Origin of the sequence: Paracoccus zeaxanthinifaciens ATCC 21588 (assembly GCF_000420145.1) — a bacterium.
Classification (GTDB): Bacteria; Pseudomonadota; Alphaproteobacteria; order Rhodobacterales; family Rhodobacteraceae; genus Paracoccus; species Paracoccus zeaxanthinifaciens.
In genome coordinates, this window is the sequence record NZ_ATUJ01000004.1 from 193727 (window position 1) to 206723 (window position 12997).

Below are 12997 nucleotides of genomic sequence, written 5' to 3' on the forward strand. Positions count from 1 at the left end.
GCCCTAGCGCGACGCGCGGATTAACGTAACTGAAAAGTTCTTACGTGGATTAAGCTCAGCTAATGTTCGACTATCCCGCCTTGGCCGCCCTGGCCGAGATCCTCCGGCGCGGCAGCTTCGATGCGGCGGCGGCTGCACTGGGCGTCACGCCGTCGGCGATCTCGCAGCGGATCCGCAATCTCGAGGAACGGGCGGGGACGGCGCTGATCGACCGCGGCCCGCCCCTGCAGGCGACCGAGGCCGGCGCAAGGCTGGCCGCGCATCTGGAGAACGTGCGCCTGATGGAATCCGCGCTGGACGACCGCACCGTGCCGCAGATCCGCATCGCGCTGAACGCCGACAGCCTTGCGGGCTGGGCCATGCCCGCGCTGCGGCACGCGCCGGGGCTGCTGGAGATCGTGATCGACGATCAGGACCACGCGGCGGACTGGCTGCGGCGGGGTCTGGTCATGGCGGCGCTGACAACGGCGGGACGGCCCCTGCCCGGCTGCGATGCGGTCTTCCTGGGGCACATGCGATACCGCGCGACTGCCAGCCCCGGCTTCGTCGCCGCGCATTTCGCGGGCGGTCTGGATGCCGACAGCATGGCCGCGGCCCCCAGCCTGTCCTTCAACACCAAGGACGCGCTTCAGGACCAATGGGCGCGGCAGAAGCTGGGGCGCGCGGTGTCCCTGCCGCTGGTGCGCATCCCCGCGACCGAACCCTTCGCCCATGCGACGCGGCTGGGGATCGGCTGGGGCATGAACCCCGAGGCGCTGATCGCGGATGACCTGGCGACAGGGCGGCTGGTCGATCTGGACCCGGACCTGCCCATCGACGTGCCCCTGCACTGGCAGGTGAACCGCATGATGGCGGGCGTGCTGAAACCGCTTGGGGATGCCATGAAAAAGGCCGCCGGGAAGGCGCTGCTTCCCTGACGGCCCTTTCCTGCACGATGTCGGCGCGTCACAGCTGCGCGGCGACATCCTCGGTCAGGTCGAAATTGCCGGTGACGTTCTGGACGTCGTCGTCATCCTCCAGCGTGTCGATCAGCTTCATCAGCTTCTGCGCGGTCTCGACATCGGTGATCTCGGTCGGGGCCTGCGGCTTCCAGATCAGCTTCGCGGTCTCGGATTCGCCAAGGGCCGCCTCGAGTGCCGAGGAGACCTCGTTCAGGTCGGTATCCGCGCAATAGATCCAGTGACCTTCCTCGTCGCTGGACACATCCGAGGCGCCGGCCTCGATCGCGGCCATCATCACGTCATCCGCATCCCCTGCCGACAGGGGGTACATGATCTCGCCCACGCGGTCGAACATGAAGCTGACCGAACCGGACTGGCCCAGATCGCCGCCCGACTTCGCGAAATAGCTGCGCACGTTCGAGGCGGTCCGGTTGCGGTTGTCGGTCATCGCCTCGACCACCAGCGCGATCCCGTTGGGGCCGTAACCCTCGTAGCGGATCTCCTCGTAGTTCTCGGCATCCCCGCCCAACGACTTCTTGATCGCGCGGTCGATCACGTCCTTCGGGACGGATTTCGCCTTGGCTTCCTTGACGGCAAGGCGCAGGCGCGGGTTCTTTTCAGGGTCGGGGTCGCCCATCTTCGCGGCGACCGTGATCTCTTTCGCCAGCTTCGAGAACAGCTTCGAGCGCGCGGCATCCTGCCGGCCCTTGCGATGCTGGATGTTGGCCCATTTGGAATGACCTGCCATATCGGGCGTCCTTCACGCTTCTTCATGTAAATCGGAATCTGGCCCCGCTTGTAGTCCACCCCGACCACCCATCGCAAGCCACGAGAACCCAAGCACCGGATCCGGCGTTGCACCCGACATGGTCCGCACCTGCGGGCCGGAAAGGGACAGATGACAATTCCGCAGATCACCTTGTTTTCGCTTCTGGGCGTGACGGTTTGCCTGATGATGTGGGGACGGCTCCGCTACGACTATGTCGCGTTCGGATCGCTGATGGCCGCGGTGCTGCTGGGCCTCGTGCCCGCGGACCAGGCGTTCTCGGGGTTCGGCAACCCGACCACGGTCATCGTGGCGCTGGTGCTTGTTGCCACGGCGGGCCTGACCCGTTCGGGTGCGGTCGCGCGGCTGACGCGCATCCTGTCGGGCCGCGAACGCAGCACCACGGCCCATGTCGCGCTGTTCGGCGCGGTCGGCGGGCTGCTGTCGGGCTTCATGAACAACATCGCGGCGCTGGCGATGCTGATGCCGGTGGATCTTCAGACCGCCCGCAAGGCCAAGCGCGCCGCCGGACTAACGCTGATGCCGCTGGCCTTCGCGACGATCCTGGGCGGGATGCTGACGCTGATCGGCACGCCGCCGAACCTGATCGTGTCGGGATTTCGCGCCGATGTCGTGGGCGAGCCCTATCGCATGTTCGACTTCCTGCCGGTGGGCGGGGCGGTCGCGCTGGCGGGCATCGCCTTCGTCGCGGCCCTGGGCTGGCGCCTGCTGCCGCGCCGCGACAATGACGGCAGCGACAATTCGGGACCGCAGCGGCGTTATATCAGCCACCTGGTCGTCACCGATGCCAGCAGCCTTGCCGGTCAGACCATCAGCGAGGCCCGCGACGAGGCCTCGGGCGCGCAGGCGCGCATCATCGGCCTGCGCCGCCGCGGCACCGAAGCCCACGAGGCCCTGGACGAGATGCAGATCGAGGCCGGCGACGTGCTGATCATGCGCGCCGATCCCGCCGCCCTGGACGAGTTCCGCGTGAACGCCCGGCTGGCATTCCCCGACGGCCATTCCGAGCCCCGCGCCCGCAAGGACAGCGAGGGGCAGCAGCTGATCGAGGTGCTGATCCCGCGCACCTCGGACCTGATCGGACGCTCGGCCCAGTCCTTCGGGCTGGCGAACCGCCATGACAGCATCCTGATGGGCCTGCGCCGCGGCGGCCTGACCCTGCGCGAGGACGTGCTGCGCCGTCGCCTGCAATCGGGCGACCTGCTGCTGGTGCTGACCCCCGAAAGCCGCATCGACGACCTGCTCCAGTCGACATCGCTGCTGCGCATCGACGGAGCCAGCCTGCCCGTCCAGCGCGAAGGCCACATGACGGCGGCGGTCGGCATCTTCCTTCTGGCGGTGCTTGCCGCGACCTTCGGGCTGACGACCATGCCCATCGCGCTTGGCTGCGTGATCCTGGCCTATGTCGCCTTCGGGGTGCTGTCCCCACGAGAGATCTATGCACATGTCGACTGGCAGGTCATCGTCCTGCTGGGTTCGATGATCCCCCTGGGGCTTGCCCTGGACGAGACCGGAGGCTCGGCTCTGATCGCGAATGCGATCGCGGGGTTGACGCAGGGTTACCCCGCCTGGGCGTCCCTGGTGCTGCTGATGGCCGCCACGATGATGCTGTCGGACGTGCTGAACAACAACGCGACCACGATCATCGCGGCCCCCGTCAGCATCCGCCTGGCCGAGGCTCTGCAGGTCCAGCCCGATGCCTTCCTGATGGGCGTGGCGGTGGCGGCATCATGCGCTTTCCTGACGCCCATAGGACACCAGAACAACACGCTGATCCTTGGGCCGGGCAATTACCGCTTCGGCGATTACTGGCGCATGGGCCTGCCGCTGGAGCTGATCGTGATGGCCGTGTCGGTGCCGCTGCTGCTGATCGTCTGGCCGCTCTGATCGCGGGAAAACCGGCAGCCGGACATGCAAACGCGGCCCCGGATGGGGCCGCGCATACATCGGATCGAACCGTTCAGGTCGCTTACAGCGCGGCGGCGCCGCCCAGGATGCGGCGAACCTCGCCTTCGCGGGTCAGGCCGCGTGCAGCCAGATCCTCGTCATTGAGGCGGCTCAGGCGGTCCAGTGCGCGCATCTGCGGGCTGGCCTCGGCCAGTGCGACCATGGCGCGGCCCAGGGCGCGGAAGGGCGCCAGCAGCATGGCGGCGTTGAATTCGTTGGCTTTGCCGTTGGCAGAGACGATCGTGGCCATGTGGAAACTCCTTGCGAATGCCAAAGTCGTTTCCTCCCCTGCGCACAAGATCGGGTCTGGGGGCGCGGGATGCAACCGACGATGCTGCATGGCAGCATTGCATCCCGCGCGAGGCGGCCCGGCCTCAGTTAAGGGGCCAGATCACCGGGATCAGCAGCGATGCGACCACGGCCATCAGCAGGTTCAGCGGCAGACCGACCTTGATGAAGTCCGCGAAGCGGTATCCGCCCGGACCATAGACCAGCGTGTTGGTCTGATAGCCGATCGGCGTCGCGAAGCTGGCCGATGCGCCCATCATCACCGCGATGACAAGCGGGCGCGGATCGACGCCCAGGGTGTTGCCCAGGCTGATCGCCACGGGCGTCACGATGACGGCGACGGCATTGTTGGTCACCGTCTCCGTCAGGGTCGTCGCAAGGACATAGACCGCAAGCACCAGCGCCCAATGCGGCAGCGTCGCAAGCCAGGGTGCGACCTGGTCCACGACCAGCTGCACCGCGCCGCTGCGTTCAAGCCCCGCACCGACCGCCAGCATGGCGAAGATCAGCGCCATCAGGCGACCGTCGACGAAGGACAGCGCCTCGTCGGCGTCGATGCAGCGCGTGCCCAGCACGACCGCCACCCCGATGAAGGCCAGCAGCAGGATCGGCGCGATCTCGAGCGCGGAGAGAAGCACGACCCCCACCAGCGTCGCGACCACGATGGGCGCGTGCTTGCGGCGGAAGGCGCGGTCCGAGGGCGCGCTGACCTCGACCATGTCCATGTCGCTGGACAGGCGCTGGATATCCTCCTGCGCGCCTTCCAGAAGCAGCGTGTCGCCGACGCGCACGACCAGGTCGTCCAGCTGGCGGCCAATATTCTGGTTCTTGCGATGCGCGGCCAGCACATAGACGCCATAGCGGCGGCGCAGGCGCATCGAGCCCAGGCTGCGCCCGACCATGTGGCAGCCCGGCGTGATCAGCACCTCGACGGTGGTGGTCTGGACCGAGCTGAGCTTGTCCACCATGCGCAGTTCCTTGTGGGACTGAAGGCCCAGGACCTCGGACATGGGGGTGCGCAGGACGACGCGGTCGCCTTCCTCCAGGCGCACGCCGTCAAGGTCGCGGCGCAACGAGGCGTCGCCCCGCAGCACGTCGATCACGCGGGCGCTGTCGCGGGCGAAGATGTCGACCTCGTCCAGGGCCTTGCCGACCAGCGACGACCCTTCGGGGATCGCGACCTCGGTAAAGAACTTGGCCTTGCTGCGGCCCGACAGAAGCGCGGACATGCTGTCACGGTCGGGCAGGACGCGCGGGGCGACCAGCAGCAGGTAGATCACGCCGACCACGGCCATCGGCAGGCCGACCCAGGTGATCTCGAAGATGGTGAAATGCTCCATCCCCGAGGCGCGGGCCACGCCGTCGACCAGAAGGTTGGTCGAGGTGCCGATCAGCGTCATCGTGCCGCCCAGGATCGACAGGTAGGACAGCGGGATCAGCAGCTTCGAAGGGCTTTTGCCCATTTCGCCGGCAAGACGCATGAAGATGGGCATCATGACCACGACCAGCGGCGTGTTGTTGACGAAGGCCGACATCGCGCAGACCGCGATGCTGACCAGCGCCAGCGTCACCATCGGGCGATCACCCGCATGATGCGCGGCCCTGTTGCCGATCCAGTCCAGCGCCCCGGTCCGGACAAGGCCGCCGACGATGATGAACATGAAGGCGATGGTCCAGGGGGCCGAGTTCGAAAGAACGCCTGCGACATCGTCGACGCGCAGGATGCCCAGCAAAAGCAGGACAACCGCGCCAAGGATGGCCGTCACCTCGGGGGGATAGGTTTCCCGGATGAACAGCGTGAGCATGCCGATGATGATGAAGATCGTCACGACTGCGGCGGTGGTGCCCGCCAACTCGAATCCGAACATTTAGAACCCATGGTTAGGCAGGGCACCGCCCTGCGTCGGCGCATACTGCTTCGGATGCCACCCTTCCCGCAAGAGTGCTTCACGAGGCCGCAACGCCAAGTCACTTCGACGCGGTCAGGCGCCCTCGGGATGCGTCTGAGACAGGCGTCCGCCCATGCGGACGGCCTCGATGCGCTTGGCCATGCCCGTGCGGTCGTCGGTCTCGACCAGGACGCCCGACAGGGTGCCCGGCCCCTCGGCGGGGGTGAAGCGGTCGCGCGTCATGCCGGTGACGAAGCGGCGCAGCGGCTCGGTCTTCTCCATGCCGATGACGCTGTCGTAATCGCCGCACATCCCCGCATCGCTCATGTAGCCGGTGCCGCGCGGCAGGATCTGGGCATCGCCCGTCGGGATATGCGTATGCGTGCCCACGACAAGGCTGGCGCGGCCGTCGCAGAAATGGCCGACGCCCATCTTCTCGCTCGTGGCCTCGGCGTGGATGTCGACCAGCACTGCCTGGACCATGCCGCCCGGCGGATGGGCGCGCAGCACCCCGTCCAGCGCCGAGAACGGATCGTCATAGGGCCGCGACATGAACACCTGCCCCAGGGCCTGCACGATCAACGCCTTGCGCCCGCGCTGGTCGGTCACGATGGTCGATCCCCGCCCCGGCGCATCCTTGGCATAGTTCAGCGGCCGGATGATCCGCGGTTCCCGATCGATATAGGACAGCATGTCCTTCTGATCGAAGGCATGATCGCCAAGCGTCAGGCAATCCGCGCCCGATTCCAGCAGCAGCTGCGCATGACCCGCGGTCAGACCGCGCCCGCCGCTGCTGTTTTCGGCGTTCACAACGACAAGATCGGCCTTCAGGCGCGCACGCAGCCCGGCCAGGTTCTCCGTGATCGCACGCCGCCCCGAGCGGCCCATCACATCGCCAAGAAAGAGGATTTTCATGCCGCCCTGCTACGCTATCGGCACGAATTGCTCAAGACGCGACGGAAGGGCTGGTGCCGGCTGAGGGATTTGAACCCCCGACCCCCTGCTTACAAGGCAGACGCTCTACCACTGAGCTAAGCCGGCGAACCGGGTTCTGCGATAGCGCGGGACGCGCGCTTTCGCAAGCCGTCGCGCGCAGATCCGAAATTGGTGCGCGCCAGAAACGCGACCGCCAGCAGGCCCACGGCCATGACCAGCAGCGCCGCCGGCGCGGCATTGCCCAGATCCTCGAGGCTGGCGCGTTCATGGGTGCGCGTCGCCAGCGTCTCGAAGTTGAAGGGCCGCAGCAGCAGCGTCGCAGGCAGTTCCTTGACGCAATCCACGAAGACCAGCAGCAGCCCCGCGCCCACCGATCCGCGCATCAGCGGCAGATAGACCGCGCGCAGGACGCCCCCCTCGTTCCGCCCGAGCGACCGTGCCGCCATCGGCAGCGACGGCGAGACGCGCGTGAAGGCCGCGTCGATCGCGCCCTGGCCGATGGCGAAGAAGCGCACGACATAGGCCAGGACGATCGCCGTGCCCGTTCCCGTCAGGATCAGCCCCGGATCGTGGCCCGTCAGCGCAAGCCAGGCATCGGCCACGCGATGATCCAGCGCGGCCAGCGGGATCAGGATGCCCACCGCCAGCACCGCCCCCGGCGCGGCATAGCCGACCGTGGTGACAGGCATCAGCAGCCGCGGCAACCGGCTGGCCGACAGCCTTGCGCCATAGACCATGACCAGCGCCAGCCCCACCGTCACGAGCGCCGCGCAGGCCCCCAGCCACAGCGTGTTCAGCGTCGCCTCGAACAGGCCCGGCGTGATCCAGCCCTGGGGATAGGCGATGGCGTGGCGCGCGATCACCCCCACGGGCAGCACGAAGCCAAGCGTCACCGGAAAGGCGCAGGCCAGCATCGCCATGACGCCCCCCGCCCCCGTCAGCCGCGTGCGCGACACGGGGCGCGACTGGCGCGCGGTCTGGTGGTACCGCGCGTGGCGGCGGGCGAACCGCTCGGCCAGGGCCAGCAGCACGACGATGGCCAGGATCGCGCAGGCGATCTGCGCCGCCCCGCCCGCGTTGCGACGTTCCAGCCAGGTGGTGAAGATGCCGGTGTTCAGCGTCTGCACCCCGAAATAGCTGACGACCCCGTAATCCGCGACGGCCTCCATCATGGCGATGGCCGCGCCCGCGACGATGGCCGGACGCGCAAGGGGCAGCCCGACACGCGTGAACAGCCCCCACCGCCCGGTGCCCAGGGCGCGCGCGACCTCGAATGCGCTGCCGGACTGTTCCGTCAGCGCGACCCGCGTCAGCAGATAGACATAGGGATAGAGCGCGGCCCCCAGCACCACGACGGCGGCGGGTGCCGACCTGATGCGCGGGAACCAGTAGTCCTGCGCGCTGGCCCAGCCGAACCAGTCGCGCAGCGCGATCTGCACCGGCCCCGAATAGTCCAGGAAATCCGCCAGCGCATAGGCTCCGACATAGGCCGGAACCGCCAGCGGCATCAGCAGCGCCCATTGCAGCCAGCGCCTGCCGGGAAAATCGTGCATCGCCACCAGCCACGCGGTCCCCGCCCCCATGATCGCGGCCAGAAGCCCGGTCCCGGCGGCCAGCGCGACCGTCGTCATGAAGTATCGCGGCATGACGGTGGCCATCAGGTGGGGCCAGATGTTCTCGGTCGGATTGGCCGCGATCCACGCGACCGCAAGGATCGGCAGCAGCACGCCCGTCGCGACCAGCACCGCCGCCAGCGACCATCCCTGCCGCAGCACGCGCCTGCGGGGCCTTGCGGTCTGCGGGGATCGGTCGGGGTTCTGGGATGCGGCGGTCATGGTGACGGTCTTGCCCCAAAGCAATTTGACTGTCCACGCCCGAAGACTATTCTGCGCAGCGACAAGGCCCCGGCAAACGGGGCATGGCAGCCAGAGGGGCGGGACGACAGATGCAGATGGTCTTTCACTTGGGCGTGCACGCCACGGATGGCGACAGGTTGCTCAGGACGCTGCAGGAAAACCAGCCGCAGCTTCGGCAGGCCCGGACCGAGGTCGTCGTCCCCGAACGCCACAAGGACATCTTCGACGAGGCCCTTCAATCGCTTGCGGGCGGAAACTCGACCCCCGAGATGGAACAGATCATGCTGGACGCCATGCTCGAGGCCGAGGATCCGCAGCGGGTCATCATGTCCACCGCCACTTTCATGGGCGCCTTCGGGCGGGTCGTCGGCCGCGAGGGGCTGTATCCGCAGATCGGGCGGCGCGCGGCGGCGCTGACGCGGCTGTTCCCGTCCGCCCGGACCGAGTTCTTCCTGGCGATCCGCAACCCCGCGACGCTGCTGTCCGACGTGCTGCCGCAGTTCACGGGCGGCGATTACACCGAGCTGATGCAGGGCAACCAGCCGATGGACCTGCGCTGGCGCGATGCCATCCAGCGGCTGGTCGCATCCGTGCAGGGTCGCCGCATCGTCATCTGGTGCCACGAGGACGTGCCGCTGATCTGGCCCGAGATCGTGCGCATGGTCGCGGGCGCGGGGCCGGACATCCCGCTGAAGGGCGGGTCGGCCTATGTGAACGACCTTCTGACCGACGAGGGCGCGCAGCAGCTGCGCGATGCGCTGTCGGGCCAGGACCAGCTGTCAGTGTCGCGCCGAAGGGCGATCTTCACCAACATCATCGCCCAGCACGCCAAGCCCGATGCGCTGGACCAGTCGATCAAGCTGCCGGGCTGGACGCAGGACGTGGTGGACCAGGTGACCGAGACCTATCGCGCCGACGTGGCCGAGATCGCGGTCCTGCCGGGCGTGGAATTCATCCTGCCGTGACAGGATTGGCCCGGTCCCCGTCGCGGGAACCGGGCAGCCTGCTCAGGCCATGCCCAGTGCGGACTTGTACATCTCGAGGATGGCTTCCTCCTCGGCGATGTCGTCGCGGTGACGCTTGCGCAGGGCCACTATCTTCTTCATGACCTTGGTGTCGTAGCCGCGCGCCTTCGCCTCGGCCATCACCTCTTTCTGGCGCTCGCTGATGTCCTTCTTCTCGGCTTCCAGCTGCTCGAATTGCTCGATGAACTGGCGCAGCTCGTCTGCTGCGACGCCGTAGGCCTGATCGTCCTGCATCGGTTCGTCCCCATACTGCTTTCGCCACGGGTGTTAGGCGGTCTTGCCCCGACGTGCAATCGCCGCTAGGCCCAAGGCCCGAAGCTTGGGCGACCCGACGCCGCAGGAGGACGCGATGACGATGTATGACTGGCTGATCTGGATCGGCGCCGCACTGACCGTGACCGGGCTTGCCGGCATCGTGTGGTGCATCACGACCGTGGCCCGCGCCCGCCGCGCCGGGCTGGACGACGAGGCGCTGCGCATCCGCATGCGCAAGGTGCTGGCCGTCAACATGGGCGCGCTGGCCTTCTCGACCATCGGCTTGATGCTGGTGGTGGTCGGCATCATGCTGGCACCCTGAGGGCGCGGGCATGAAGGCACTGATCCAGCGCGTTTCCGAAGCCTCGGTCGAGGTCGGGGGTCAGGTCGTCGGCCGCATCGGGCCGGGCCTGCTGGTGCTGGTCTGCGCCATGCGCGGCGACGACGACACCGCCGCCCCCAAGCTGGCCGCCCGCATCGCCAAGCTGCGCATCTTCCGCGACGACCAGGACCGGATGAACCGCTCGCTTCTGGATGTCGGCGGGCAGGCGCTGGTCGTCAGCCAGTTCACGCTGGCCGCCGATACGCGCAGCGGGAACCGCCCCGGCTTCTCTCAGGCGGCGCCGCCCGACGAGGGGCGCGACCGTTACCAGGGGTTCGTGCAGGCGATGCGCGACCAGCAGATCCATGTCGAAACCGGCATCTTCGGGGCCGACATGAAGGTGCGCCTGCTGAACGACGGTCCGGTCACGATCATGATGGACAGCGCCGACCGCGCTTGACTTCGGGCGCGTCCTGCCCCATCTGAACGGCTTGTCTGGCCCCGCTGCCGCGTGAGCAGCCGCAGGTCTCCTGCCCGGTCCCGACACGATCTTCCGGTTTCCCATCACGCGGGGAGGCTTGCGGGACCCTCGTATTTCGCCCGCACCTTGCCACATGCCGCATGACGACGCGGCCCCGCACCCGTGCCTTGTTCGAGGGGGCCCGGGCGAGAAAGAGACCTATGAACAAGCCCGATTTCCGCCGCCCCCGCCGCGGCAAGCCCGTCGATGCACCCGCCGCGAACGAAGGCCGCCGCGCGCCGTCGCGCCCGCCCCTGTCCGAAGGGCCCTTCTTCGACATGGGCATCGACGCCCGCATCAACGCCAACATCACCGCCATGGGCCTGACGAAGCCCACGCCGATCCAGACCCAGGGCATCCCCCACGTGGTCGAGGGTCGCGACGTGCTGGGCCTTGCCCAGACCGGGACTGGCAAGACGGCGGCCTTCGGCCTTCCGATGCTGACCCGCCTGATCAAGTTCGGCAAGAAGCCCGACCCGAAGACCTGCCGCGCGCTGATCCTGGCGCCGACGCGCGAACTGGCCACCCAGATCGCCGCGAATATCGACGCCTATGCCGAAGGCACGCCGATCCGCAGCTTCCGCGTCGTCGGCGGCGCCTCGATCAACGTCCAGACCGAGCGCATGTCGCGCGGCGTTGACGTGCTGATCGCCACGCCGGGCCGCCTGATGGACCTGATCGAGCGTCGCGCGATCGACCTGTCGGCCACCACCTACCTGGTGCTAGACGAGGCCGACCAGATGCTGGACATCGGCTTCATCCATACCCTGCGCAAGATCGCCAAGATGCTGCCGCGCGAACGCCAGACGCTGATGTTCTCGGCCACGATGCCGAAGCTGATGCAGGAGCTGTCGGACACCTATCTGACCGATCCGGTCAAGGTCGCCGTCAACCCGCCGGGCCAGGCCGCCAAGAAGATCGAGCAGGGCGTCCACTTCACGCCGCAGGGCGACAAGGCCACGCTGCTGTCGGAATACATGTCCAAGCATGTGGGCGAGCTGGCGATGGTCTTCGGCCGCACCAAGCACGGCTGCGAGAAGCTGGCCAAACTGCTGGACAAGTGGGGCTTCAAGGTCGCCGCGATCCACGGCAACAAGTCGCAGGGCCAGCGTGAACGCGCGCTTGCCTCCTTCCGCGCGGGCGAGACGCATGTGCTGGTCGCGACCGACGTGGCCGCGCGCGGTCTGGACATCCCGCAGGTCGCCCATGTCTACAACTACGACCTGCCCAACGTTCCCGAGAACTATGTCCACCGCATCGGGCGGACGGGCCGCGCGGGCCGCGACGGTCGCGCCGTGGCCTTCTGCGCCCCGGCCGAGATGGGCGAACTGCGCGCCATCGAGAAGGCGATGAAGACCCAGATCAACGTGATCGGCGGTCATCCCTGGACCCCGCCCCCGTCCGAGCCGAAGCGCGGCGGTCGCGGTGGCGGCGGTGGCGGCAACCGCCCCCCGCAGGGCGGCAACAAGCGCCCCACGCGCCGTCCGGGCAACGGCCCCAAGCGCTGATGTGACAGGCAAGGCCGCGGCGACACCCTCGCCGCGGCTTTCGCTTGAGATGGGCGCGCGGCGCGGCTATCTGCTGGCGCCATGGCGAAGCTCTATTTCAACTATTCCACGATGAATGCCGGCAAGAGCACCTTGCTGCTGCAGGCATCCTACAACTATCGCGAACGCGGGATGGCGACGCTGCTGCTGACGGCGGCGCTGGACGATCGCGCGGGCGCGGGGCGCATCGCCAGCCGCATCGGCATCGGGGCGGACGCCACCGTCTTCGGCCAGTCCGACGACCTGTTCGCGCTGATCGCGGATCAGGGCACGGGCTGCGCCTGCATCTTCGTGGATGAGGCCCAGTTCCTGACCCGCGAACAGGTCTGGCAGCTGGCCCGCGTGGCCGACGATCTGGGCATCCCCGTCATGTGCTATGGCCTGCGCGTCGATTTCCGGGGCGAGCTGTTCCCCGGATCCGCGGCGCTTCTGGCCCTGGCCGACGACATGCGCGAGGTGCGCACCATCTGCCATTGCGGGCGCAAGGCCACGATGGTCGTGCGCAAGGACGGCCAGGGCCGTGCCATCACGGAAGGCGCGCAGGTGCAGGTCGGCGGGAACGAGACCTATGTCTCGCTCTGCCGCAGGCACTGGCGAGAGGCCGTGGGCGACTGAAACCCGATCAAATCTGTGCGTCACGGCCCTGCCCCGCGTTGCGGCGCGGCGGGGTCTGATGTAACCATC

At 67.9% G+C, this 12997-nt stretch carries 13 protein-coding genes and 1 tRNA gene; 7 read left to right on the forward strand and 7 right to left on the reverse strand.

Going from position 1 to position 12997, the window contains the following annotated elements; genetic code table 11:
• Positions 1–62 precede the first annotated feature (62 nt).
• The gene (locus tag F804_RS0105810) at positions 63–917 is read left to right on the forward strand and encodes a LysR family transcriptional regulator ArgP (RefSeq protein ID WP_022706812.1); all 855 of its coding nucleotides are present in this window, start codon (positions 63–65) and stop codon (positions 915–917) included.
• A gap of 28 nt (positions 918–945) precedes the next feature.
• Here F804_RS0105810 and F804_RS0105815 read toward each other — a convergent pair whose 3' ends face one another.
• Positions 946–1689: a YebC/PmpR family DNA-binding transcriptional regulator gene (locus F804_RS0105815; protein WP_022706813.1), complete on the reverse strand. Its 744-nt coding sequence runs from the start codon at positions 1687–1689 to the stop codon at positions 946–948.
• Between the two features lie 150 nt (positions 1690–1839).
• On the opposite strand from F804_RS0105815, the gene F804_RS0105820 reads away from it, so the two are divergent.
• Positions 1840–3615, forward strand: a complete 1776-nt coding sequence (locus F804_RS0105820) for an SLC13 family permease (RefSeq protein ID WP_022706814.1) — start codon at positions 1840–1842, stop codon at positions 3613–3615.
• A gap of 82 nt (positions 3616–3697) precedes the next feature.
• On the opposite strand, the gene F804_RS0105825 is transcribed toward F804_RS0105820, so the two are convergent.
• The 5 genes from F804_RS0105825 to F804_RS16880 form a co-directional block, all read right to left on the reverse strand.
• Positions 3698–3925: an SAM domain-containing protein gene (locus F804_RS0105825; protein WP_022706815.1), complete on the reverse strand. Its 228-nt coding sequence runs from the start codon at positions 3923–3925 to the stop codon at positions 3698–3700.
• A 124-nt stretch (positions 3926–4049) separates the two neighbouring features.
• Positions 4050–5831 (reverse strand): SLC13 family permease, encoded by a 1782-nt coding sequence (locus F804_RS0105830; protein WP_022706816.1) that lies wholly within the window; start codon positions 5829–5831, stop codon positions 4050–4052.
• 114 nt (positions 5832–5945) lie between these two features.
• On the reverse strand, positions 5946–6767 hold the full coding sequence (locus F804_RS0105835; RefSeq protein ID WP_022706817.1) for a TIGR00282 family metallophosphoesterase: 822 nt from the start codon (positions 6765–6767) through the stop codon (positions 5946–5948).
• A gap of 51 nt (positions 6768–6818) precedes the next feature.
• A tRNA-Thr gene (locus F804_RS0105840) sits at positions 6819–6893 on the reverse strand.
• Entirely contained in the window at positions 6884–8623 is a 1740-nt protein-coding gene (locus F804_RS16880) for an ABC transporter permease (RefSeq protein WP_051142303.1), read from the reverse strand. The genes F804_RS0105840 and F804_RS16880 overlap by 10 nt, the downstream gene beginning before the upstream one ends.
• Positions 8624–8733: 110 nt before the next feature.
• Between F804_RS16880 and F804_RS0105850 the strand changes: the two genes are divergently transcribed.
• The gene (locus F804_RS0105850) at positions 8734–9609 is read left to right on the forward strand and encodes a hypothetical protein (protein WP_022706818.1); all 876 of its coding nucleotides are present in this window, start codon (positions 8734–8736) and stop codon (positions 9607–9609) included.
• Positions 9610–9651: 42 nt separating this feature from the next.
• Here F804_RS0105850 and F804_RS0105855 read toward each other — a convergent pair whose 3' ends face one another.
• Positions 9652–9903, reverse strand: a complete 252-nt coding sequence (locus F804_RS0105855) for a DUF2312 domain-containing protein (RefSeq protein ID WP_022706819.1) — start codon at positions 9901–9903, stop codon at positions 9652–9654.
• An 85-nt stretch (positions 9904–9988) separates the two neighbouring features.
• Here F804_RS0105855 and F804_RS0105860 point away from each other — a divergent pair, with 85 nt between their 5' ends.
• The 4 genes from F804_RS0105860 (at position 9989) to F804_RS0105875 (ending at position 12928) form a co-directional block, all read left to right on the forward strand.
• Positions 9989–10246 (forward strand): hypothetical protein, encoded by a 258-nt coding sequence (locus F804_RS0105860; protein WP_425413862.1) that lies wholly within the window; start codon positions 9989–9991, stop codon positions 10244–10246.
• Between the two features lie 10 nt (positions 10247–10256).
• Positions 10257–10706, forward strand: a complete 450-nt coding sequence (gene dtd, locus F804_RS0105865; protein ID WP_022706821.1) for a D-aminoacyl-tRNA deacylase — start codon at positions 10257–10259, stop codon at positions 10704–10706.
• A 338-nt stretch (positions 10707–11044) separates the two neighbouring features.
• Positions 11045–12274 carry a DEAD/DEAH box helicase gene (locus F804_RS15755; protein WP_040595742.1) on the forward strand — a complete coding sequence of 410 codons (1230 nt, stop codon included), beginning with the start codon at positions 11045–11047 and terminating at the stop codon, positions 12272–12274.
• Between the two features lie 81 nt (positions 12275–12355).
• The gene (locus tag F804_RS0105875; protein WP_022706823.1) at positions 12356–12928 is read left to right on the forward strand and encodes a thymidine kinase; all 573 of its coding nucleotides are present in this window, start codon (positions 12356–12358) and stop codon (positions 12926–12928) included.
• Positions 12929–12997 lie beyond the last annotated feature (69 nt).